General features: G+C 65.1%; 23 protein-coding genes and 5 tRNA genes. 21 read left to right on the forward strand and 7 right to left on the reverse strand.

What is annotated here, in order from left to right; translation table 11 throughout:
* The first annotated feature begins 138 nt into the window (after nucleotides 1-138).
* The 3 genes from BN1119_RS12950 (at nucleotide 139) to BN1119_RS12960 (ending at nucleotide 1,864) form a co-directional block, all read left to right on the forward strand.
* Nucleotides 139-459: an HI1450 family dsDNA-mimic protein gene (locus tag BN1119_RS12950; protein WP_041998547.1), complete on the forward strand. Its 321-nt coding sequence runs from the start codon at nucleotides 139-141 to the stop codon at nucleotides 457-459.
* 42 nt (nucleotides 460-501) lie between these two features.
* The gene (mtgA, locus tag BN1119_RS12955) at nucleotides 502-1,185 is read left to right on the forward strand and encodes a monofunctional biosynthetic peptidoglycan transglycosylase (protein ID WP_041998549.1); all 684 of its coding nucleotides are present in this window, start codon (nucleotides 502-504) and stop codon (nucleotides 1,183-1,185) included.
* Nucleotides 1,186-1,540: 355 nt separating this feature from the next.
* Nucleotides 1,541-1,864: an HI1450 family dsDNA-mimic protein gene (locus BN1119_RS12960; RefSeq protein WP_041998552.1), complete on the forward strand. Its 324-nt coding sequence runs from the start codon at nucleotides 1,541-1,543 to the stop codon at nucleotides 1,862-1,864.
* Between the two features lie 72 nt (nucleotides 1,865-1,936).
* Here BN1119_RS12960 and BN1119_RS12965 read toward each other — a convergent pair whose 3' ends face one another.
* Both BN1119_RS12965 and BN1119_RS12970 read right to left on the reverse strand, forming a co-directional pair.
* Nucleotides 1,937-2,344, reverse strand: coding sequence for a DUF1289 domain-containing protein (locus BN1119_RS12965; RefSeq protein ID WP_041998555.1), 408 nt, complete (start codon nucleotides 2,342-2,344; stop codon nucleotides 1,937-1,939).
* Between the two features lies 1 nt (nucleotide 2,345).
* Complete coding sequence (locus BN1119_RS12970; protein WP_342027776.1) at nucleotides 2,346-3,290, reverse strand: CvfB family protein; 945 nt, start codon at nucleotides 3,288-3,290, stop codon at nucleotides 2,346-2,348.
* Nucleotides 3,291-3,543: 253 nt separating this feature from the next.
* On the opposite strand from BN1119_RS12970, the gene BN1119_RS12975 reads away from it, so the two are divergent.
* The 4 genes from BN1119_RS12975 to BN1119_RS20720 all read left to right on the forward strand — a co-directional run bounded on the left by BN1119_RS12975 (nucleotide 3,544) and on the right by BN1119_RS20720 (nucleotide 6,053).
* Nucleotides 3,544-4,761 carry a UPF0149 family protein gene (locus BN1119_RS12975; RefSeq protein WP_041998560.1) on the forward strand — a complete coding sequence of 406 codons (1,218 nt, stop codon included), beginning with the start codon at nucleotides 3,544-3,546 and terminating at the stop codon, nucleotides 4,759-4,761.
* Between the two features lie 235 nt (nucleotides 4,762-4,996).
* Nucleotides 4,997-5,467, forward strand: coding sequence for a MarR family winged helix-turn-helix transcriptional regulator (locus BN1119_RS12980; protein WP_041998563.1), 471 nt, complete (start codon nucleotides 4,997-4,999; stop codon nucleotides 5,465-5,467).
* Nucleotides 5,464-5,652 carry a DUF4250 domain-containing protein gene (locus BN1119_RS12985; RefSeq protein WP_041998566.1) on the forward strand — a complete coding sequence of 63 codons (189 nt, stop codon included), beginning with the start codon at nucleotides 5,464-5,466 and terminating at the stop codon, nucleotides 5,650-5,652. The genes BN1119_RS12980 and BN1119_RS12985 overlap by 4 nt, the downstream gene beginning before the upstream one ends.
* Before the next feature lie 224 nt (nucleotides 5,653-5,876).
* Nucleotides 5,877-6,053: a hypothetical protein gene (locus tag BN1119_RS20720; RefSeq protein ID WP_084205461.1), complete on the forward strand. Its 177-nt coding sequence runs from the start codon at nucleotides 5,877-5,879 to the stop codon at nucleotides 6,051-6,053.
* Between the two features lie 97 nt (nucleotides 6,054-6,150).
* Here the strand turns inward: BN1119_RS20720 and BN1119_RS12990 are convergent, their stop codons facing one another.
* Nucleotides 6,151-6,738: an FMN-dependent NADH-azoreductase gene (locus BN1119_RS12990; RefSeq protein WP_041998569.1), complete on the reverse strand. Its 588-nt coding sequence runs from the start codon at nucleotides 6,736-6,738 to the stop codon at nucleotides 6,151-6,153.
* Between the two features lie 225 nt (nucleotides 6,739-6,963).
* On the opposite strand from BN1119_RS12990, the gene BN1119_RS12995 reads away from it, so the two are divergent.
* From BN1119_RS12995 to BN1119_RS13010, 4 genes are all read left to right on the forward strand, one after another.
* On the forward strand, nucleotides 6,964-7,854 hold the full coding sequence (locus BN1119_RS12995; protein ID WP_041998572.1) for a DMT family transporter: 891 nt from the start codon (nucleotides 6,964-6,966) through the stop codon (nucleotides 7,852-7,854).
* Nucleotides 7,855-7,927: 73 nt separating this feature from the next.
* Nucleotides 7,928-9,106, forward strand: a complete 1,179-nt coding sequence (gene purT / locus BN1119_RS13000; protein ID WP_041998574.1) for a formate-dependent phosphoribosylglycinamide formyltransferase — start codon at nucleotides 7,928-7,930, stop codon at nucleotides 9,104-9,106.
* A 128-nt stretch (nucleotides 9,107-9,234) separates the two neighbouring features.
* Nucleotides 9,235-9,894: a hexitol phosphatase HxpB gene (gene hxpB / locus BN1119_RS13005; RefSeq protein WP_041998577.1), complete on the forward strand. Its 660-nt coding sequence runs from the start codon at nucleotides 9,235-9,237 to the stop codon at nucleotides 9,892-9,894.
* Between the two features lie 192 nt (nucleotides 9,895-10,086).
* The gene (locus BN1119_RS13010) at nucleotides 10,087-10,290 is read left to right on the forward strand and encodes a CPXCG motif-containing cysteine-rich protein (protein WP_041998580.1); all 204 of its coding nucleotides are present in this window, start codon (nucleotides 10,087-10,089) and stop codon (nucleotides 10,288-10,290) included.
* 78 nt (nucleotides 10,291-10,368) lie between these two features.
* Here the strand turns inward: BN1119_RS13010 and BN1119_RS13015 are convergent, their stop codons facing one another.
* Nucleotides 10,369-10,659, reverse strand: coding sequence for a YciI family protein (locus tag BN1119_RS13015; protein ID WP_041998583.1), 291 nt, complete (start codon nucleotides 10,657-10,659; stop codon nucleotides 10,369-10,371).
* A gap of 102 nt (nucleotides 10,660-10,761) precedes the next feature.
* The gene (locus BN1119_RS13020; RefSeq protein ID WP_041998585.1) at nucleotides 10,762-11,373 is read right to left on the reverse strand and encodes a riboflavin synthase; all 612 of its coding nucleotides are present in this window, start codon (nucleotides 11,371-11,373) and stop codon (nucleotides 10,762-10,764) included.
* Between the two features lie 133 nt (nucleotides 11,374-11,506).
* Between BN1119_RS13020 and BN1119_RS13025 the strand changes: the two genes are divergently transcribed.
* The 10 genes from BN1119_RS13025 to BN1119_RS13070 all read left to right on the forward strand — a co-directional run bounded on the left by BN1119_RS13025 (nucleotide 11,507) and on the right by BN1119_RS13070 (nucleotide 17,538).
* Nucleotides 11,507-11,725, forward strand: coding sequence for a YaeP family protein (locus BN1119_RS13025; protein WP_041998587.1), 219 nt, complete (start codon nucleotides 11,507-11,509; stop codon nucleotides 11,723-11,725).
* Nucleotides 11,726-11,877: 152 nt separating this feature from the next.
* Nucleotides 11,878-13,227 carry an MATE family efflux transporter gene (locus BN1119_RS13030; protein ID WP_041998590.1) on the forward strand — a complete coding sequence of 450 codons (1,350 nt, stop codon included), beginning with the start codon at nucleotides 11,878-11,880 and terminating at the stop codon, nucleotides 13,225-13,227.
* A gap of 56 nt (nucleotides 13,228-13,283) precedes the next feature.
* Complete coding sequence (locus tag BN1119_RS13035) at nucleotides 13,284-14,321, forward strand: DUF3080 family protein (RefSeq protein WP_244463742.1); 1,038 nt, start codon at nucleotides 13,284-13,286, stop codon at nucleotides 14,319-14,321.
* A gap of 262 nt (nucleotides 14,322-14,583) precedes the next feature.
* A tRNA-Val gene (locus tag BN1119_RS13040) sits at nucleotides 14,584-14,660 on the forward strand.
* 16 nt (nucleotides 14,661-14,676) lie between these two features.
* Nucleotides 14,677-14,753 (forward strand) — tRNA-Val (locus BN1119_RS13045).
* 17 nt (nucleotides 14,754-14,770) lie between these two features.
* Nucleotides 14,771-14,847, forward strand: a tRNA-Val gene (locus BN1119_RS13050).
* Nucleotides 14,848-14,868: 21 nt separating this feature from the next.
* Nucleotides 14,869-14,945: transfer RNA gene (locus tag BN1119_RS13055), tRNA-Val, on the forward strand.
* A gap of 15 nt (nucleotides 14,946-14,960) precedes the next feature.
* Nucleotides 14,961-15,037 (forward strand) — tRNA-Val (locus tag BN1119_RS13060).
* Between the two features lie 241 nt (nucleotides 15,038-15,278).
* Nucleotides 15,279-16,013, forward strand: coding sequence for a UTRA domain-containing protein (locus tag BN1119_RS13065; protein ID WP_041998593.1), 735 nt, complete (start codon nucleotides 15,279-15,281; stop codon nucleotides 16,011-16,013).
* 121 nt (nucleotides 16,014-16,134) lie between these two features.
* Nucleotides 16,135-17,538, forward strand: a complete 1,404-nt coding sequence (locus BN1119_RS13070; RefSeq protein ID WP_041998595.1) for an FAD-dependent oxidoreductase — start codon at nucleotides 16,135-16,137, stop codon at nucleotides 17,536-17,538.
* 686 nt (nucleotides 17,539-18,224) lie between these two features.
* Here BN1119_RS13070 and phnX read toward each other — a convergent pair.
* Both phnX and phnW read right to left on the reverse strand, forming a co-directional pair.
* Nucleotides 18,225-19,052, reverse strand: a complete 828-nt coding sequence (phnX, locus tag BN1119_RS13075) for a phosphonoacetaldehyde hydrolase (protein ID WP_041998598.1) — start codon at nucleotides 19,050-19,052, stop codon at nucleotides 18,225-18,227.
* An 89-nt stretch (nucleotides 19,053-19,141) separates the two neighbouring features.
* On the reverse strand, nucleotides 19,142-20,248 hold the full coding sequence (gene phnW / locus BN1119_RS13080; protein WP_041998602.1) for a 2-aminoethylphosphonate--pyruvate transaminase: 1,107 nt from the start codon (nucleotides 20,246-20,248) through the stop codon (nucleotides 19,142-19,144).
* Nucleotides 20,249-20,354 lie beyond the last annotated feature (106 nt).

The raw sequence follows: 20,354 nt of genomic DNA on the forward strand, positions 1-20,354 counted from the left end.
AGGGTGCCTGCGGCCAGGGTCTGCGTGCCCGCCAGGAGGTGCTCTTGTCTCTGGCGACTATTTATGAGGGCCCGACTCTGTGGTTTAATGGCGCCGCGCGCCCCGGGCGCCCCCTTACCGTCATCAATCGGAACGCTTATGTCCACACAGCAACACAGTGTCGAAACCCTGCTCAATACCGCCCTCGAACTCTTCATGGAGCTCGCCTCCGACAACCTGCCCGAGCACGAGATAGCCCTGTTCAATCAGGCGTTCAACGAGCGCGGCCTGCTGGCCGAGACCGAGCCCGGCGACGACTGGGACGGGGATGTGGGCTTCGAGGTGACGGACGCCGACTACGCCGAGATCTGGGTGGGTCTGGAGAACAGCGAGCAGGAGGTCGAGCACCTGTTCGCCCGCATGCTGATCGCCCGCGCCGTGGATGAGAAGTTCTGCCACATCGAATGGCTGCCTGACTGAGCCCTGGATGAAGCCCCCTCTCTCCCCTGACGCGAGCCTGCCATGCTGAGCTGGTTGTGGCGCATCCTGCTTGGCGCCCTGCTGCTGTCGGTGGCCCTGGTGGCCCTGCTGGGGTGGGTCGATCCCCCCACCTGGAGCTGGCGCATCCAGCGCGCCATCTCGCCGCCGGCCCCCATCAAACAGGTGATGCACCAATGGGTCAGCCTGGACGCCATCTCCCCCCAGCTGCAGCTGGCGGTGGTGGCGGCCGAAGATCAGCATTTTCCCGATCACAACGGCTTTGACATGGCCGCCATCAGCGCGGCCTGGCAGCACAACGAGCAGGGGGGGCGGGTGCGCGGCGCCAGCACCCTCAGCCAGCAGACCGCCAAGAACCTCTTCATGTGGGACGATCGCAGTTTCGTGCGCAAGGGGCTGGAGGCCTGGTTCACCCTGTTGATGGAGCTGGGTTGGGACAAGGCCCGCATTCTGGAGGTCTATCTCAACATCGTCGAGTTCGGCCCCGGCATCTATGGCGCCGAGGCCGCCGCCAGACACTACTTTGGCAAGCCTGCCATACGCCTCACCCGCTATGAGGCCTCCCTGCTGGCGGCGGCGCTGCCCAACCCCTGGCGTTATCGGGTCTCGCCCCCCTCCCCCTATGTGGCCAAGCGGGCAACCTGGATCCGTCGCCAGATGAGTCAGCTGGGTCAGGTCACCCTGAATCGGGTACACGAGGCGAACTGACTTCCCCCGGGGTCGGCTGCGCCGGGCTAGCCGGGCCCAGATGGCCACCCACCGTATCCCGATGCAGGGGCAGATAGTGCCACCACCAGGTCTCTCGCCGCCGTCGGACACGCAACCGCTGACTTCGTCTCTTCATCATGTCGCTCCCGAGGGACACATTCTCCGGCTATTACCATAGCGCCAGGGCGACGCGGCAACCAGCATACCGCTGGCCGCCGCCATCTCGCCGCGTCATCATGGCCCCCTTGCCGATGTTCACGCCAACCCGGCGGGTCGCCCATCACAGCCCCGGCGCACTCGCCGCCAGCGCCATTCCTTGTTACAGTAGCGGGTCTCAAGCATCTGGAGTGATCTCATGGAACAACGTACCCCGGATCAGCTGGTCGAATGGGCCTATGATCAGTTTCTCGAACAGGCGGCCGACATGCTGGCCCCCGAACAGATCGTCGACATTACCCTGGAGTTCGAAAAGCGCGGCGCCGTCGAGGCCACACTGCCCAATGCCGACTGGTCCCGCGAGCTGGGGGTGCCGGTGGATCTGGAACGTTGGGCCGAGGTGTGGATAGGGCTGCTCGATCACCAGGAGGAGTTCGAGGTGATCTACGCCAGCTATCTGCTGCCCCGTCAACAGGACGAGCATGAGGTGCATGTGCGCTGGTTTCGTCACGAGCAGGCCTGATCTCCTCCCCTCGGGATCGAAAAAGGGCGCCGCAAGGCGCCCTTTTTGGCTCTGGGAACAGCAAGCCGCCGCTCAGCGAGCGTCCCTGGCCTCGATGGCCCGGACCAGGCAGGCCCGGCACCAGCAGGCCGGGGCCTCGCTCATGGCGATCGCGGGCAACTGGCTGCACCAGCAATCCCCGATCCCCTGACCCGCCGACAGGGCGCAATAGGCAGCGTCCCCGCACCCTGGACACAGATGGGTGCTCGCGGGCAGGTCCGCCTCCCTGGATGCCGCTTGCGCGCCTGTTCCCTGCGCCTCTGGCACCACCCTCACCACCCCCAGGGCCTGGCCTGTCGGCCGGGTCGCCAGGGTGGCCATGATGGCCAGCTGCTGCGCCTGGGTCAGGGTGGACCAGCTCGCTATCTCAGCGAGGGTGCGGCCACAGCCGAGGCAGCTGTCCCCCTCCAGCTTGCAGCGTCCCACGCAGGGGCTGGCCATCTCAGTCCTGCTCGCCTTGGGGGGCGGGCTCACCGCTCTGGGCCCCGCCGACCAGCCGGATACAGTTGGGTTCTATCTCGATCAGTCCCTGCTTGTAGAGGCCACCGATCGCCTTCTTGAAGGTGCCCTTGCTCATGGCCAGCAGCTTGTAGATGAGCTCGGGTTCGCTCTTGTCCCCCAGGGCCAGCTCGCCGCCCTGCTTGCGCAGTCGCGCCAGTATGGCGGTGCCGGCATCGTCCATCCGCTCGGTGATCCCCGGCTTTTGCAGGGTCAGATCCAGCTTGCCGTCGTCGCGTACCTGCTTGACCCAGGCGGTCTGGGGACGGCCCGTCATCACCCGGCCGAACACCTCGTTCTTGAACAGCATGCCGGGGTAGCGATCGTTGACCACCACCTTGATGCCAAGGGGGGTGTGTTCGCCGGGCAGAGCCGTCACCTGATCACCGACCTGGAAAGGGGGCCGCTCCTGGGAGAGGAAGCGTTCGATGCGGCTGGTTCCCACCATGCGCCCCTCGTTGTCGAGCATCAGATAGACCAGGTAGACATGGCCCACCTGCATCGGCTTGTTCTGCTCCCGGGTCGGCACGAACAGATCTTTCTTCATGCCCCAGTCGAGGAAGGCGCCGATCTTGTTGGCATTGACCACCTTGAGACCGGCCAGCTGGCCCACCATGGCAAACGGCTTGTCGGTGGTGATCACCGGCTCGCAATCGGCATCCAGATAGAGGAAGACGGCCACCTCATCTCCCTCGGCCACCCCTTCCGGCAGTTGACGCTTGGGCAGCAGCAACTCGCCATACTCGTCCCCGGCGGCGAGCCAGGCGCCCCTCTCTTCGAGTTCGATCACGGTGAGGGTGTTCATCTTGCCAATCTGTATCATGGTGCTCTCTTGTCTCTCGTGTTCACGGACAGTCTGTCCCCGGACCGCGTCCGGCTGGGGGCGCATCTTACCGCAAAGGGGCCCCCCCGGCCTAGTCTCTTGCGGCGCCAGGACGCCTTTCTTGCCTCGCCGGCGACACCCTCAGCGCCCCCGGGATCGTCATGAGTATCGCCGCCAGATTGCCGAACATGGCGACCGTTAGCCTAGCACTTGCTGCATTTCCCCCTCTTTTTGGTTAGACTGCGCCGCTATTTTCACTCGCAACCGGCCCCAAGCGCGCAGCCCAGCGGGCCCTTTCGCCATCGTCAGAGGAGCCGTGATGAACCCAGCCAACCGCACCCGCCAACTCAATCTCTGGTTGCAGCAACACAGTGGCGAGGCGCTCAGCTACCCGGCCCTGCACGGCTTCCTCTGCGCCCGACTGGTGGGGCCGGATGACCCCGACTGGCGGCAAGCTCCCCTGGCCGGCCTGCTGTCCCGGGATCCCGCGCTTGACCCGCGCAGCGCACAGGCGCTGCACCACCTGATCGCCGAACTGGAAGCCCAGGCCGACGAGGCCCGGCTGGCCCTGCCGAGCCAGTGCCGTCTCCCGAACGAGCAACCCGAGCAGGTGTTCGACATTCACCACCCCCTGGGCCAGTGGAGCCACGGTTTCAGCCTGGGGCTGGCCTGCTGGCCCAAGCCGAAGGATTTGAACGATCCCCTCACCCAGCGCCGCCTGCGCCTGGCCGCCGAGCTCTGCCTGTTTCGGGACTTGCCCCTGGCGCGCATGCTGCATCAGGCGTCGGCGAGCGAGCTGCCCTTCTTCGATTTTTGCAAGCGCCAGCGCCAGCAGATGAAGGGAGCGCTCAATGATCTGCTGCGGATCGAGGGCTGGACGCCACCCGGGGAGGCGCCACGAGAGCAGGAGAGCGAACAGGCCGCCCGCTGGCGGGGCTGGTTCGAACAGGCCAACGCCAGTCGCAGCCCGGGGGAGCGGTTGGTCTGGTTCGAACGCATCATCCAGGATGCCGAGCCGCTGTTCGATGCCCCCTTCTGGCAAGCACTGGATGGCCACGGCTGGAGCGCCAGCGAGGCCCGTCCCCTGCTCGCAGCCAGAGCGGGACGCGCCGATGCCCTGTTCGAGCTGGGGCAACTGCCCCAGGCCCGCCGCGAGTACGAGGCCCTGCTGACCCTGTGCCGCCAGGATGAGCCGGGTTGCCGCTACCCCCTGGCCAGTCTTTACGCCATCTGCCGGGAGTGGGATGCCCTCGCGGCGCTCCTCTCCCGCTTCGACGAAGCCTCCTGCGCCCTGCTCTACAGCCGTGCCCTGCTGCTGTTTGTCCGCCAGGGGGCTGAAGAGGCCGGGCCGGCCCTCGCGGCGGCCCTGGCCTGCAATGCCCATGTCCCGTCCTACCTGCTTGGTCAGCGCAAATTGCCAAGGCAGGCCCCCGGCTACTGGCAGAGCGGCAGCCGGGACGAGGCTGCCAGCTATGCCCTGCAGGGGCGCGCCGCCTGGCTCGCCGAGGGAGCCCTGCTCTGGCTGCGCAAGCGTTGAAGATCCAGGTGGCGCAAGGGGGACATGGCGGGATCCGCCATGGTCGGCAGATGGGACTAACCTTGCAGGAGAAGATTCCCGTTTGAGACGCTAACTCGGGAGGCGGGCCTGTCCGGTCGTGCGCCAGTGCACATTTTTCGGGCCCTTGTTCAGACAAAGCTCCTTGAGTTACGTATCATCAGGTTAAAGTATCAAGAGAAACTGCATCCGATGCAGGACAACAGCAGGAGTTCATATGCAAAAACTCATCGGTCTGCTTGCACACTACCCCCCCTATCAGCTGGTGCACGCCGCCGAGATGGTGCGGGAGACCTTCGAGCAGTTCTATCAGGCCCGCTATCAGCTGACCGTGCCTCAATGGCGCCTGATGATGGTGCTGGGGCCCAACTACCCCATCAGCCAGAAAGAGCTGGTGGAGGCGAGCGGCATGGACAAGGTGCGCATCTCCCGGGAGATCCATCGCCTCAGCGAGAAAGGCATACTCCAGGCCCAGAGCAGCGAACAGGACAAGCGGGTCAGCCTGGTTTCCCTCACCGAGCAGGGCGAGGCCCTGTTCGCCCAGCTCAAGAGCGAGGCGAGCAGCTGGCAGCATACCCTGACCGACTATCTGCCTAGCGAGGCGCGCCAAAGCATACGCCAGCATCTGCAGAGCGTGAGCGAGGCCATGGAGCAGCTGCACAAGCTCGATCAGGAGCAACAGCCATGAACCTGCAACGCTTCGAGACCATGGACGTCAACATGCTGCTGAGCCTGGTCAACATGCAGCTGCGGGATCACTACCATGATCTGGACGATCTCTGCCGGGCCCAGGATATCGACAGAGGCGCCCTTGAAGCCCGTCTGGCCAGCGGCGATTTTCACTATCAGCCCCAGCAGAGGCAGTTCCGCTGATAAGGCTCCTTGCTCGCGCGGGCAAACCAGCTCCGCAGGGCGATCGGGATCACAGCCCTGAACGAGCGCAGATCCTGGCGCGAAAAAACTGCTAGGATGAGGCTCTCGTGGGCAGGCCTTCTGGAGGCCATGCCCGAACCGGCGCCATGCGGCTCGATGCACGGAAGCATCAAACTGTCATCTGCGGCGATTAACCTCATCCCTGTCCCACAAGGAGGTACCCCATGATCCCGACCCGACAGGCGAGCCTGATCACCCTCTGTGCCCTGCTGATGATCAGCCTGTTTACCCCCATTCTCCCCGACAGCACGGAGCAGTGGCTCAGCCTGCTGCTCATCGGCTCCCTGGCCGTGGTGCTCCTGCTGGTGGTGGGAGGGTGCCGCCGCTTCATCCTGGAGTAGCCCGCGCCAGCCCGCCCGCTCAGACATCCACACCATGCAGACAAAAAAACGCAGCCAGAAGGCTGCGTTTTCATCATGGGAGCGGGGCGCTGGCTGATCAGCTGGCCAGGGCCTCGAGCTGGGACCTGGCCTCTTCGATCCCCTTGGCCTGGGCTTCCGGACCCATGCCCATGCCTTCGGCATAGATGAAGTCCACTTCCTTGATGCCGATGAAGCCGAGCACGGTACGCATGTAGGGGGTCACCAGGTCGGTGGCATTGCCCACGTGCATGCCGCCACGGGGGCTGACCACCAGGGCGCGGGTGTTCTCCACCAGGCCGACCGGACCGGTCTCGGTGTAGCGGAAGGTGACACCGGCACGGGCAATCAGGTCAATCCAGTTCTTCAGCTGGGTCGGAATGTTGAAGTTGTACATGGGGGCCGCGATGATCACCAGGTCGCTCCCCTTGAGCTCGGCGATCAGCTCGTCGGACTGGGCCAGCACGGCCAGCTGACGCTCGTTCAGGTTCTCGCCGCCGCGCAGGCCCATGGCCAGCTCGCCGTCCAGCACCGGCAGGTTCAGGGTCGCCAGGTCACGTACCGTGACGCTGTCACCCTGGCGCTCGGCCAGGTAGCCGTCGATCAGGGCGTTGGATTGGGAATACTGGCCCAGGATGCTGGACTTGAGAACGAGGATATTGGCCATGGTACACTCCATTTGCTTGTTAGTTGAACAGCCAGGCTGTCGATGGAGGTCACTATAAACACTGCGTTTGGGGCCTGATAGCGAAAATAGATGCTCAAGTCATTCAAAAATTTTGATGTGTGTGCATTTCCTCGGCACAAAGGGTCTCATCAAACTCCACGCCCTTGGCATGACAAACGATTGCCGTTATGATCCGCCGCACTTTTTGTACGTGACCCGGATCCCATGTCCTCTTCCCGCAGGCACTCCCCCTTTGCCGGCGCCGTCTGGATGATGGTGGCAGGCCTCTGCTTCGCCGCCGTCAACAGCCTGAGCCAGTATGTCAGCTTCACGCTTGGCCTCCCCTCGACCCAGGTCGCCTTTCACCAGTATCTGATCGCCCTGGTCTGCCTGCTGCCCTGGCTCGTTCGCCACGGTCTGCGCCAGTCCCTGATGACCAACCAGTTGCGCCTGCACCTGCTGCGGGTCGCCCTGGCGGTCATCGGCATCCAGTTCTGGCTCTGGGCGCTGGCGGTCCCCGTCCCCATCTGGCAGGGGATAGCGCTCTTGATGACCTCCCCCCTGTTTGCCACCCTGGGCTCTGCCCTCTTTCTCAAAGAGCAGGTGAGCCGGGCCCGCATCCTCGCCACCCTGGCGGGCTTTGTCGGCGCCATGCTGATCCTGGCCCCCTGGACCGATGACTTCAGCTGGGCCTCATTGCTGCCGGTGGCGGCCGCCCTGTTCTGGGCAGGCTACTCCCTGCTGGTGCGCTATCAGGCGGCGAGCGAGTCGTCCCACACCATCGTCGTCTACCTGCTCATCTTCAGCACCCCGTTCAACGCCATGCTGGCGATCCCCGAATGGCAGTGGCCGAGCGAAACCCAGTGGCTGCTGGTGGCCGCCTCCGGCGTGCTGTCGGCCCTGGCCCAGATGTCCATCGCCCGCGCCTACAGCGTGGCGGAAGCCTCCTTCGTGCAACCCTTCGATTTTGCCAAGCTGCCCATGAACGTGCTGGCCGGCTGGCTGGTATTTGGCTGGGCGCCCCCCGGCCGATTGTGGCTGGGGGCCGCCATCATCATAGGCGCCATCACCCTGCTCACCCATCTGGAGCAGCGCGCCCACAAACCCGTTTCCTGAGGTACGCCATGCGTGCCTCTTTTTTTGTTCACCCGGATCAGCCCTGCTGACCACCGACCTCAGGAGAGATCAGATGTTTGGAACCGCCACCCGCCCCACTGCGACCCGTGCCCTGCTGCTGGGCTCAGGCGAACTCGGCAAGGAGGTCGCCATCGAGCTGCAGCGGCTCGGTATCGAGGTGATCGCCGCCGACCGCTACCCCCATGCTCCCGCCATGCAGGTGGCCCACCAGGCCCGCGTGCTGGACATGCTCGATGGCGCTGCCCTGCGCGCCCTGGTGACCGAGATCAAGCCCGACCTCATCATCCCCGAGATTGAAGCCATCGCCACCGACACCCTGGCCGCCCTCGAGCAGGAGGGTGTCAAGGTGGTGCCCAATGCCCGCGCCACCCAGCTCACCATGAACCGGGAGGGGATCCGCCGCCTCGCCGCCGAAACCCTGGGCCTTCCCACCTCTGCCTACCGCTTCGCCCAGAGCAAGGAGGAGTTTATGGCCGCCGTCGAGGCCATCGGCCTGCCCTGCGTGGTAAAACCGGTGATGAGCTCGTCGGGCAAGGGGCAGAGCCTGCTGCGCGATCTTGCCAGGCTGGACGAGAGCTGGACCTATGCCCAGGAGGGGGGCCGTGCCGGCCGTGGCAAGGTGATTGTCGAGGGGTTCGTGCCCTTCGAGTACGAGATCACCCTGCTCACGGTGCGTGCCGTCGATGGCATCCACTTCTGCGAGCCTATCGGCCATCGCCAGGAGGATGGCGACTACCGAGAATCCTGGCAGCCCCAGGTCATGAGCGAGCTGGCCCTGGCCCGCGCCAAGGAGGTGGCGGCCAAGGTGGTCGAAGCCCTTGGCGGCTACGGTCTGTTCGGGGTCGAGCTCTTCATCCGGGGTGACGAGGTGTGGTTCAGCGAAGTCTCCCCCCGCCCCCACGACACCGGCATGGTGACCCTGATCTCCCAGGATCTCTCCGAGTTCGCCCTGCACGTGCGTGCCATCCTGGGGCTGCCCGTCGGCACCATCACCCAGTACGGCCCGAGCGCCTCCGCCGTGGTGCTGCAAGAAGGCCACAGCCAGGATATCCGCTATCAGGGGATTGGCGAGGCACTGGCCCTGGTGCCGGGTGCCCAGCTGCGCCTCTTCGGCAAGCCGGAGATCGCCGGTCGTCGTCGCCTCGGGGTGGCGCTCGCCCGTGGGCAGGATTGCCAGGAAGCCGTGGAGCAGGCCAAGGCGGTGGCAGCTCGGGTCGAGGTACTCTTCTAGGCAATCCGCTTTACCACGCAAAAACAAACGTTTATCCGCGTGATCCGGCGCAAGGGGCAGGTGACTGCCCCTTTCCCATGGAAGCGCCGGGCTTATAATTCCCCCTTCACCTATGTCAGGAGTACAAGATGTTAACTGCCGTGATCTTCGATATGGATGGTGTTCTGATCGACTCGGAACCCTTCTGGCAACGGGCACAGATGGCCGTCTTCGCCGAACTGGGCCACTTTCACACCGAGGAAGACTGCAACTCCACCATAGGGGTGCGCATCGATCAGCTGGTGGCCCACTGGTACCGGATCCGCCCCTGGAGCAGCCCCAGCCAGGAAGAGGTGGTACAGCGCATTCTGGATCAGGTGATAGCGCTCATCCTGCAGGAGGGCCAGGCCAAGGCCGGGGTGCTGGAAGCCCTCGACCTCATCGAGGCCCGTGGCCTCAAGATTGGCCTGGCCACCTCCTCCCCCTTTGCCATGGTGGAGGCCGTGCTCGGCAAGCTCGGCATCCAGGATCGCTTCATGGCGGTGCACTCCGCCGAGGTGGAGCGCTTTGGCAAACCCCACCCGGATGTCTATATCCACGCCGCCGAGAAGCTCGGCGTCGAGCCTGTGCATTGCCTCGCCATCGAGGACAGCTTCACCGGCCTGCTGGCGGCCAAGGCGGCCTCCATGCAGGCGCTGATCGTGCCGGACCCGGCGCTGGTGGGCGACCCACGTCTGGCCATCGCCGATCACCAGCTGCGCTCTCTTGCCGAGCTGGATGCGGACATGCTGGCCCGCTGGCTCAAATAGACAAGCAACCACCGCTCGCTCCATCAATCCGCCCTGGCAGGCGATCCCCGTCTGGCCATCAGCGCCCTGGCGCGAGCTCAGCCCCTTGTCGGCCTGGCCCTGCGCAAAGGTGCGCTGGCTCCCGGTATGATGACGCCACACTGGCTAGACTCTGGGATATGGCCATGTACCCTTGGCCTTCGGGAGGTCACCATGATCGACTACATCAGCAAGCGTATCGTCTGCCCCCACTGCGGCCACCACACCCGGGTCGAGCTGGATGCGAGCCAGGGGGATCAGGAGTTTTACGAGGACTGCATGGCCTGTTGCAACCCCATCCATCTGAGATTGCACCGGGACGAGGTGCGCGACTGTCTGCAGCTGTTTGTGGATGCCGACGACGAGCAGATGTTCTGAATCGCCCTGCCCAGACACAGACAAGAACAAGCGGGACCCTGTGGGTCCCGCTTGTTATGGTGCCATCGTCAGCTTGGGTCACCCCTCCCTCAAACACGCCGCATTCGCCGACGTCATGGTCGGAACAAACTCCACCACCTGATAGTCGGCCGCCTCTGCCTGCTTGAAGGGATCCTCTGCCAGTATCGCCTCCAGGGTGTCTCGGCTCACTCCCTGCGCCAGTATGACGCCCCCGACCCGGGGTACCTGACGCCCGGACGCCAGAAAATGGCCTGCGGCATACTGCCGCTCCAGCCACGCAATGTGGGCCGGGATCAGGGCATCGATCTCATCCAGTGGTTTTACATAGGTCAATGTCACGACAAACATAGGGAAGTCTCCAAGGCTCAAAGGCGGTGCCTCTTCCACAAGAGGGCGCCTTTCCCGTGATGCCGCCCTCCTCTTCGTACCCTGGGGGCAGCGCCCAGGTGGTTACTGGCGCGCCGCCAGCACCCGCTCCACGGTGTCGACGATGGCCTGGGTCTGGGGATCGATCTCGATGTTGGTGTGCCAGCCCGCCTTGACCCAGCCCAGGTTGGTGCGGGCCAGGGTCTCGGGAATGAGGTTGACGCAAAACTCGTTGCCGCGCACCTCGCCCACGGTGAGGCTGATGCCGTCGATGCCGATGTAGCCCTTGGTCAGCACGTACTTCATGAGCTCGGGGGCGAGGCGATACCACACCTGGCGGTTGTTGGGGGTGTCGATGACAGAGGTCACCTCGGCCGTGCCCATGATGTGGCCGGACATGGCGTGTCCGCCAATCTCGTCGCCAAAGCGGGCGGCCCGCTCCACGTTGACCTTGTCCCCCACCACCAGTTGCCCGAGGTTGGTGAGGCGCAGGGTCTCCTGCATCAGATCGAAGCTGACCCTATCCCCCTCCACCCGGGTGACGGTCAGGCAGCAGCCGTTGTGGGCCACGGAGGCGCCAAGCGCCAGCCCCTCGCCCCAGGCCGGGCTCGGCATGCGGATCACATGGGTGCGAAAGTTGGGCAGATCTTCGATGGCCACCAGTTCGGCGGTCCCCTGTACTATACCGGTGAACATGGGTCTCTCCAGGCTGTGAAAATTGTCGGCAGGTTACCCCCGGCCACCTTGCAAGACAAGGGCGGCGGCTGACAAGGAGACCCCGGCTCGCTATAGTGACGCCATTCCAACCTGGCTTAACGAGGAAATAAAAATGCTGGTATATCAATGCTGTGAAGCCATTCGCATCGCCTACAACCAGATAGGGTCCGGGGAGCAGGGCTATGTGCCTCAGGCCATCGCCGCCAGCATCCGGGCCCTCGATGCGGTGGCCCGGGACGAGCGGGTACCCAGCGAGCTGCGCGAGCAGGCCGCCTACGCCGCCGCCAATCTCTTGATCAGCGACCACGAGGACAGCGAGATCAAAGGGTAAGCAACCCCATTGGGGGGCAAGGCGCACGCTATCATTTCGTTTGTCTGGCCATTACGGCTAGAATGACTCCCTCGGTGCCCCGTTCTGGTGCACCGACCTTCTCTTTATCCATGTCATCATGCCAACCCTGGCTGTTCCCACCGGAGGTGTCAGTGCAACGTTATTGGTCCGAGGCGAGGCAACTCATTCGTCTTGCCAGCCCTATCCTGGTGGCGCAAGTCGCACAGATCGCGATGAACTTCGTCGATACCGTGATGGCCGGTCAGGTCAGCGCGGTCGATCTCGCCGCCGTGTCGGTCGCCTCCAGCTTCTGGCTGCCGGTGATCCTGCTGGTACAGGGGATCATCATGGCGCTCACCCCCATCGTCTCCCAGCTCAACGGGGCCCGCAAACGGGACCAGGTGCGCCCGGCGGTGCACCAGGGCTTCTGGCTGGCGCTCATGGTGACCCCCATCGCCATGGGGGCCCTCTATGTCAGCCCGCTGGCCTTGCAATTCATGGACGTGGATCCCGTGATGGCGGACAAGACCGCCGGCTACCTGCACGCCATCCTGTGGGGACTGCCCGCCTTCGTACTGTTCCAGGTGCTGCGCAACTTCAGCGAGGGACTCTCCCACACCATGCCCACCATGGTGATCGGCTTCGTGGGGCTGGCGGTCAATATCCCGGCGAACTACATCTTCATCCATGGCCACTTCGGCATGCCCAAACTCGGCGGCGTCGGCTGCGGCGTGGCCACCGCCATCGTGCTCTGGGCCATGCTGCTGGCGATGATCCTCTATGTGAAGGTCTCCACCCACTTCAAGGAGATCGGGCTGTTCAGCCAGCTTGCCCGCCCCAACGGCAGCCGGATCTGGCGCCTGTTTCGCCTGGGGTTCCCCATCGCCATGGCCATCTTCTGCGAGGTGACCCTGTTCACCGTGGTGGCCCTGATGCTGGCGCCGTTTGGCGCGGAGACGGTGGCGAGCCACCAGATAGCCCTCAACTTCTCCAGCCTGGTGTTCATGCTGCCGCTGTCCATTGGCGTCGGCGTGACCATACGGGTCGGCCACAGCATAGGTGAAGGCTTGCCTGATCATGCCAGGGTCGCGGCCCGCACCGGCCTGATGCTGGGCATCGCGGTCGCTGCCTGCACCGCCGCCCTGACCGTGCTGCTGCGCGAGCAGATCGCCGCCATCTACACCGATGATCTCCAGGTGATCACCCTCGCGGCCATCTTGCTGTTCTTCGCCGCCATCTACCAGATCTCCGATTCGGTGCAGGTGGTGGCCGCCGCCGCCCTGCGCGGCTACAAGGACACCCAGGCCATCTTCTACATCACCATCGTCGCCTACTGGGGACTGGGGCTGCCAAGCGGCATGATCCTGGGATTGACCGACTGGATTGTGCCCCGCATGGGGCCCCAGGGCTTCTGGATCGGCTTCATCGTCGGCCTGACCGGCGCCGCCCTGATGCTGGGTGCCAGACTCAGGGTGATCTACGGCCGCTTCGCCACCCGCTGAGGGGGGCGGGCAATCCATTGACCCGGGCGCAGGCAGCGCCAGCAAGGAGAGCGCGGATGGCAGTCAGAGGCCCTGCCCTGGCCATGGTGCTGGCGACCACCCTGCTCGCCGGCTGCGAGCCCGGGCCCCAGTCGCAGTTTGATACCTATCAGACCCGGGTCGCCTCCGTGCTGGAGCGACCCGCCCCCGCCACCGTGCCCGTCACCCCCATCCCCTTCCCGCCCCAGCGGGACCTGCAGCTGACCATCCCGGACCTGCGGGTCGGTCTGCTCGACATGCTGACCCTCAACCGATGCGGCCTCGGCGCCCTGGTGGCCGAGCGCAACAGCCCCCTGGGCCGCAGCGCCGACCACTTCAGCCGCCTCGATTACGAGTGGCAGCTGATCCAGCGACTCGATGCCTGTCACAGCGAGGACCCGCAGACCCGGCTCTGGCTCGCGGATCTCGCCAGGCAAAAACGCGCCGTGCTCAACGCCAGATTCTGGAATGCCCTGGTGAGCAGCCAGGAGCTGCGCCGCGCCCTCTCCCCCCGTCCAACCCCCCTGGCGCCGGATGCCAGCCTGGTCGAGACCCGGCAGGCCCTGCTCACCCTGCTGCAGTGGCGAGATGGGGTGCTGGCGGCCGAGACGCTACGGTCGAGCAAGGCGCTGCCATCCCTGCCGCCCCTGACCCCGGCCCTGGAGAGTCTCTACCGGGATCGGGGACTGGCGCGCCTGCTCTACTCCCTCGAACTCGCCACGGCCCGCCTCAACCAGAGCGCACAACAGATAGAACAAGCCAGCCTGGATGACGCCTGCCCGGCCACGGACTCGAACCGGGCGGTGCGGCTGCGCGGTGCCCTTGGTCACTACTATGGCGGGGCGATCCAGCCCTGGCTCACCGGGCTGGATCGCCAGTTTCGCGCCACCGCTCCCCTGCTTGAACGCCTGCTGACCCCATTGACACCCCAACCCGCCCTCTCCCCCTGGCGCCAGCGCTATGGTCTGGGTCTGCAGAGCCAGGCCTGGCTGGCGTTTCGCGCCGCCAGCCTGCGCCACGCCCATGGCTGGCAGCGGATCCTGGCCGCCTGCGCCGCCCGCCACCCGGCCCCCTGACGAGGAGGCTGCCACACCGACCGGCGGGGGCCAGAGCGCAGCTTTTGAACCGTCATGCCTGCAAAATCAACAGGCTGCGCAAGAACTGGGCAAACAGTCTCCTTTGTGCATGTCCCTTGTTGACAGCCTTGGGGGCCATGGGTAGTATGCCGTCCACGTCAGCACAGCTGGCGTGGTGAAGTGGGTTTGTCGCTCGGTTGGTCAGAGCGTGACCTTGGCACGGTGAAGATTGTGTCGTCGGTTCGAATTCAATTCATCGAGTGGGTTTATAGCTCAGTTGGTTAGAGCACTACCTTGACATGGTAGGGGTCGTTGGTTCGAATCCAATTAAACCCACCACTTTCTGATATGCGATGCGTCCTTAGCTCAGCTGGTTAGAGCACCACCTTGACATGGTGGGGGTCGGTGGTTCGAATCCACTAGGACGCACCATTCAGCACACAGTTTTCGCGTCCTTAGCTCAGCTGGTTAGAGCACCACCTTGACATGGTGGGGGTCGGTGGTTCGAATCCACTAGGACGCACCATATTACTGCGATAGCAGCCGTGGGTTTATAGCTCAGTTGGTTAGAGCACTACCTTGACATGGTAGGGGTCGTTGGTTCGAATCCAATTAAACCCACCACATTTTGATGAAGATGCGTCCTTAGCTCAGCTGGTTAGAGCACCACCTTGACATGGTGGGGGTCGGTGGTTCGAATCCACTAGGACGCACCATTTATTCAGGATCCCGCCTCGTGCGGGATTTTTTGCTTTCCGCTCCCCGTGAACGCACTCCCCTGCCGCCGCCCGTGCCCTGTCCCAGCCAGGGCCAGGCGCCTTGACGCCCCGGGAATGGCCCCTTATTGTCCCTTGTCATCAGGCTGACATCTGAATGTCATCCAATGGGGCCGTCAGGGGCCGACCAGCCCCTCGGCTCATCGCCTTCGTCTCCCTTGCCTTCATCACAGGATCAGCCATGCACAGCCCGGCTCTTCATTATCAGATCATCAGTCAATCCATCGAGCAGGAGATCCTGGCCGGCCGCATCCAGGCCCAGGGCAAGCTGCCCGCCGAACGCCAGCTGGCCGACACCTTCGCCACCACCCGGGTCACCCTGCGCGAGGCGCTGGCACTGCTCGAGGGCAAGGGGCTCATCTATCGGGAGAATCGCCGCGGCTGGTATGTCTCCCCCCCCAGGTTGCGCTACAACCCGACCGAGCGCGCCAGCTTCAACGAGCTGGTGACGGCCCAGGGCCGCCTCGGTCATACCCGGCTGCTCGCCAGCCAGCTCGCCTACCCGAGCCCAGAGGCGGCCCAGACCATGGGGCTGCCCGCCTTCACCAAGAGCTGGAACCTGCAACGCCTGCGCAGCCTGGACGGGCGCGTCGTGCTGCTCGAGGAGAACCATGTCTGCGCCAGCTGCTGCCCGGATCTCGGCCGCCACGATCTGAGCCAGTCCCTGACCCGCTTGTTCGAGGAGCACTACCAGCTGCACCTGGCGCGCACCCAGATCCAGTTCTATCCCGTCATCCTGGAAGGGGAGCGTGCCAGCCTGCTCGGCCTCACCCCCGGCTCCTCCGCCCTCTTCATCCGCCGCCTCAACTTCGATGAGGCTGGCCGCCTCTATGAACTCGATCACGAATACTGGCGCCATGACGCCCTGGTCATCGAGCTGGAGCGCATCAGCGCCCCCCCAGCCCGGCAGCCCTGAGCCGGGCCGCCCCTTAGCCCACCGCTCTCCCGCTTGCCATCAGGCTGTCACCCTGGCGTCATGGCAACGTCATGGACGGCCCCCATACTGGCGCCTTTTGGTATAGACCAACAGGCGACCCATGACCCAAGAGACACTTCCCTTCTGGCTGGCCGAGGCCCTGGCCCGGGAACAACCGGCCGACCCCATCCCCCTCGGGCAACACATCGAGGTCGACATCGCCATCGTCGGTGGCGGCTACACAGGCCTGTGGAGCGCCATCAAGTTGAAGCAGCAGGATCCGGCCCTGCGAGTGGTTATCATAGAGCGGGCCCTGTGCGGCAGTGGCGCCTCCGGGCGCAATGGCGGCTGCCTGCTCACCTGGTCCACCAAGTACCCCTCCCTGCGCCGCCTGTTTGGCGAGCAGGAGGCGACGCGTCTGGTGCAGGCGTCCGAGCAGGCGGTCTTTGCCATCCGCGATTTTTGCCAGCATCACGGCATCGAGGCGCAGCTGCGCCTCGATGGCACCCTCTACACCGCCACCAGCCCGGCCCAGCAAGGGGGCATGACCCCCGCCCTCGCCGCCCTCGAGCAGGCGGGGATCAGCCGCTGGCAATCCCTGCCCCCGGAAGAGGTGCAGGCCCGCGCTGGCTCCAAGGCTCACCTGGCGGGCCACTTCAGCCCGGCGGCGGGCAGCGTGCAACCCGCCCTGCTGGTGCGCGGGTTGCGCCGGGTCGCCCTGGCCCTCGGCATTGTCATCCATGAACAGACCCCCATGACCCGGCTGGTGTACGGCGCCAGGCCCCTGCTCGAGACCCCCCTTGGCAGCGTCAGGGCCGACAAGGTGATCCTCGCCATCAACGCCTGGCTGCCGCGCCAGTGCCGCCAGTTCTCCCGCAACCTGATCCTGGTCTCCTCCGACATGGTGATCACGGATCCCGCCCCCGAGCGCCTCGACGCACTGGGACTGACGGACGGGATCAGCGTGGTGGATGGCCGCACCTTCGTGCACTATTACCGCCGTACCCCGGCCGGTCGCCTCATGCTGGGCAAGGGGGGCAACCGCTTTGCGTTTGCCAACCGCCTCCATCCCTGGTTCGATCGCCCCAGCGCCTTCGCCGCCGATCTGCGCCGCCGCCTCGACGGCTTCTTTCCCTCCCTCGCGGATCTGCCCATCGCCGCCAGCTGGACCGGCCCTTCTGATCGCAGCGCCACCGGTCTGCCCTTCTTCGGCCATCTCGAGGATCACCCCAATGTCCTCTATGGCGCCGGGTATTCGGGCAACGGCGTGGTGCAAAGCTGGATGGGCGGGGAGATCCTCGCCGCCCTGGCGCTGGATCTCGACAACGAGTGGCGCCACTGCTCCCTGGCAAGGGGCCCCCGGGGCCAGTTCCCACCGGAGCCAATACGCTGGCTCGGCGCCAACCTGGTGCGCCGCGCCATCCTTCGCAAGGAACAGGCCGAGGACGAGGGGCGCCCCGTGCCCTCCTGGGCTCGCCACCTTGCCCGCCTCGCCGATGCCGCCGGCAAGGCGGACAAGGGCTGAGTTCGCGCCACTCCCCCCTTGGCGCCCCCCCGCTTTGCCGGGGTGGCGCCTGGGCCCATGTCGGATGCAGGGAACAGCACGATGAGGTCGAGAAGCGGCTCTCAGGTGTCCATGGATTGCTGGTTTTCATCAGCCAGGATTAGTGTTTGCCCTTTCATTCCGGCTCGCCCTTTCACCCCTGTCACTACAGCTCACCTGCTTGTCTCCCTCTGCAACTCAGCACTGCGGCTCCCTCTTCTTGCTCTGCGCCACTCGCGCCTCGCTGACCCGCCATAAACGCGGCGATCCTTTCGCCCTGGCCCCGCCCTGTCGACGGCCTGCTCTTGACTGACGATCTAGGTTTGATGGCATATGTGATGATTTTTCACTCCAGCAACCGCGTATCCCGGCGCTGATGCCCCTGATAGGGGACCAGGGCACTGCGCCCAAGGCCCATGGTGCGTGCGAAGAGAGAATGAACGAGGGAAGAGAAGCACGGAAAGGCGCCTGACATCGGATAGAGCGGATACAGAGCATCAAGCCCATGAAGGAGTGTGAGTCGCAGCCGGGCGCCCACCGGGCCAACCCATGGGGCGCCACAACCTGCTTGCATGCCCGGCATCCGCAGACCGCCAGTTTGTCCCTCAGACGGTGAGGCCCGCTGCGCGGGCCTCTTGTCGTATGTGACGTGCTGACGGAGCTGTGACTCAGGGTTTCTCCCCCGCCTCCAGGCGGCGATTGATCTCGGCCACCACGGCGGGCAGGGAGGCCAGGGTGTCGATCAGATAGTGGGCCCCCGCCTGTTGCAACCTGGGAGCCGCCTTGGCGCGGCAAGCCGCCAGGGTCGCCGGGCTGGCGGCCTGATACTCGGCCAGGGTGAGGCCCGCCTCGTTGCCGGAAAGAGTCAGGCCGACCGTCCACATGCCGGCGTTGATCCCCTCCTCTATGCCGGGGGCCGCATCGTCCACCTTGATGCAGGCCTGCACCGAGCCCACCCCAAGGGCATTGACGTTGGCCAGCGCCATCCAGGGGCCGGGCCTGCCCCCTGCGGGCAGATCGTCGGTGGCCACCACATGATCCGGGCGGTAACCCGCGTCCCTGGCGGCGGGCAACAGGGCCTCCATCACGGTTCTCGGGTAGCCGGAGCAGGAGCCTATCTTGATGCCCCGCCCCCTCAGCCAGGCGATGGTGGCCAGGGCCCCCGGGATGGGCTCGGCGAACTCGGCCACCTTGGCCCGCTGCAAGGGCATGAAGGTGTGATAGAGGGTATCGACCTCGGCCTCGCTCATGGAATGGCCGAAGCGGGCGCGCCAGCGCGCATCCACCTCGGGCAGGCGACCCAGGGCCTGGATATGGTCCCACTTGCCAAGGCCCATGGGCACCCTGGCCTCGGCCAGGGTCACCTCGAATTCATAGGCGCGGGCGAATGCCTCGACAAAGATGCTGGTGGGAGCGAAGGAGCCGAAATCGACCACGGTACCGGCCCAGTCGAGGATCACGGCTTCCACTTGCTTGTTCACTGACTGCTTGTTCATTGTGCTCTCCTGGCAAGGGTGACCTTGCCGTCGTCATGGATGGATGGCCCGGGCTGCGGGCACGCGAGGGATGGTAACCGCCGGCCCGCTCAGGCTTGCCAGTCGCTGTGGGCGGCCACGGCAGCCAGCAGGCGGTCCATGTCAGCGGGATAGACATCCCCTATGTTGCCGATGCGAAAACAGTCGGCCCGGGAGACCTTGCCCGGATAGATGACAAACCCCACCCCCTTGAGCCGCTCGTAGAAGCCCTTGAAGTCGTAACCCGGCGCCGTCGGTGCCAGGAAGGAGGTGATGATGGGGGACATCAGCGCCTCATCGAGCAGGGGCTCAAAGCCCAGGGCCACCATGCCTGCCACCAGGCGGCGCTGGTTCTCGCAATAGCGGGCATGACGGGCGGCGACGCCCCCCTCCTGCTCCAGCTCCAGCAGCGCCTGATGGAAGGCGCGCACCACATGGGTCGGGCTGGTGAAGCGCCACTTGCCGCCCCCCTGCTCCATCACCCGCCATTGATCGAACAGATCCAGGGAGAGGGAGCGGGCCTGCCCCTCGCAGGCCAGCAGGCGGCTGCGCCTGGCCAGCACCAGACCAAAACCGGGCACACCCTGGATGCACTTGTTGGCCGAGCTGATCAGAAAGTCGATGCCGGCGCGCTGAAAATCGATGGGAATGCCGCCAAAGCTCGACATGGCATCGACGATGAAGCAGCGCCCCGCCTGCTGCACCACCCGGCCAACGGCCTCCAGGGGGTTGAGCAGGCCTGTGGTGGTCTCGCAGTGCACCATGGCCACATGGCTGATGGTGTCATCCTCGGCCAGCAGGCGGGCCAGCTCCTCGGGATCGGCCGGCTGGCACTCGTCCAGCTGGTAGACCCGATGGAGTATGTTGAGCCTGCGGGCTATCTCCACCATGCGGGCACCATAGGCGCCGTTGTCGACGATCAGCAGCTTGTGGTTCTGGCCGATCACGCTGCCCAGGCACGCCTCGACGCTGGCGGTGCCCGACCCCTGCATCAAGACGCTGCTGTAGAGATCCGGGTAGCCGGTCAGCGCCTCCAGCCGGGCACGGATGGCCTGCACCACCCCCAGGTTGTAGTCGTCATCCCAGGTACACCAATCCTTGAGCATGGCTTCACGCACGGTGCGGGAGGTAGAGAGCGGACCCGGGGTCAGCAGCAGATAGGGGTTGTCCTTGTTCATATGGCCTCATCGTCGGCAGCTAGGGGAGTGGTCATCGACACTGGTCTATACCATTTAGCGCCATGGTATGGGGCCCATCTGCGGGGGTAAAGCACCCGCCGCCAAT

This window comes from Aeromonas bivalvium (assembly GCF_000819765.1).
Lineage (GTDB): Bacteria > Pseudomonadota > Gammaproteobacteria > Enterobacterales > Aeromonadaceae > Aeromonas > Aeromonas bivalvium.

Excerpts from the sequence above, each read along its gene's own strand:
- BN1119_RS20720 (WP_084205461.1), top strand. The coding sequence starts at position 5,877 with ATGATCCCGACCCGACAGGCGAGCCTGATCACCCTCTGTGCCCTGCTG.
- BN1119_RS13070 (WP_041998595.1), top strand. The coding sequence starts at position 16,135 with ATGACCCAAGAGACACTTCCCTTCTGGCTGGCCGAGGCCCTGGCCCGG.
- purT (WP_041998574.1), top strand. The coding sequence starts at position 7,928 with ATGTTTGGAACCGCCACCCGCCCCACTGCGACCCGTGCCCTGCTGCTG.
- BN1119_RS13010 (WP_041998580.1), top strand. The coding sequence starts at position 10,087 with ATGATCGACTACATCAGCAAGCGTATCGTCTGCCCCCACTGCGGCCAC.
- BN1119_RS13025 (WP_041998587.1), top strand. The coding sequence starts at position 11,507 with ATGCTGGTATATCAATGCTGTGAAGCCATTCGCATCGCCTACAACCAG.
- hxpB (WP_041998577.1), top strand. The coding sequence starts at position 9,235 with ATGTTAACTGCCGTGATCTTCGATATGGATGGTGTTCTGATCGACTCG.
- BN1119_RS12990 (WP_041998569.1), bottom strand. The coding sequence starts at position 6,738 with ATGGCCAATATCCTCGTTCTCAAGTCCAGCATCCTGGGCCAGTATTCC.
- BN1119_RS12965 (WP_041998555.1), bottom strand. The coding sequence starts at position 2,344 with ATGGCCAGCCCCTGCGTGGGACGCTGCAAGCTGGAGGGGGACAGCTGC.
- BN1119_RS12960 (WP_041998552.1), top strand. The coding sequence starts at position 1,541 with ATGGAACAACGTACCCCGGATCAGCTGGTCGAATGGGCCTATGATCAG.
- BN1119_RS13015 (WP_041998583.1), bottom strand. The coding sequence starts at position 10,659 with ATGTTTGTCGTGACATTGACCTATGTAAAACCACTGGATGAGATCGAT.
- BN1119_RS12950 (WP_041998547.1), top strand. The coding sequence starts at position 139 with ATGTCCACACAGCAACACAGTGTCGAAACCCTGCTCAATACCGCCCTC.
- phnW (WP_041998602.1), bottom strand. The coding sequence starts at position 20,248 with ATGAACAAGGACAACCCCTATCTGCTGCTGACCCCGGGTCCGCTCTCT.
- BN1119_RS13035 (WP_244463742.1), top strand. The coding sequence starts at position 13,284 with ATGGCAGTCAGAGGCCCTGCCCTGGCCATGGTGCTGGCGACCACCCTG.
- BN1119_RS12995 (WP_041998572.1), top strand. The coding sequence starts at position 6,964 with ATGTCCTCTTCCCGCAGGCACTCCCCCTTTGCCGGCGCCGTCTGGATG.
- BN1119_RS12970 (WP_342027776.1), bottom strand. The coding sequence starts at position 3,290 with ATGCGCCCCCAGCCGGACGCGGTCCGGGGACAGACTGTCCGTGAACAC.
- BN1119_RS12980 (WP_041998563.1), top strand. The coding sequence starts at position 4,997 with ATGCAAAAACTCATCGGTCTGCTTGCACACTACCCCCCCTATCAGCTG.
- BN1119_RS12975 (WP_041998560.1), top strand. The coding sequence starts at position 3,544 with ATGAACCCAGCCAACCGCACCCGCCAACTCAATCTCTGGTTGCAGCAA.
- mtgA (WP_041998549.1), top strand. The coding sequence starts at position 502 with ATGCTGAGCTGGTTGTGGCGCATCCTGCTTGGCGCCCTGCTGCTGTCG.
- BN1119_RS12985 (WP_041998566.1), top strand. The coding sequence starts at position 5,464 with ATGAACCTGCAACGCTTCGAGACCATGGACGTCAACATGCTGCTGAGC.
- BN1119_RS13065 (WP_041998593.1), top strand. The coding sequence starts at position 15,279 with ATGCACAGCCCGGCTCTTCATTATCAGATCATCAGTCAATCCATCGAG.
- BN1119_RS13020 (WP_041998585.1), bottom strand. The coding sequence starts at position 11,373 with ATGTTCACCGGTATAGTACAGGGGACCGCCGAACTGGTGGCCATCGAA.
- phnX (WP_041998598.1), bottom strand. The coding sequence starts at position 19,052 with ATGAACAAGCAGTCAGTGAACAAGCAAGTGGAAGCCGTGATCCTCGAC.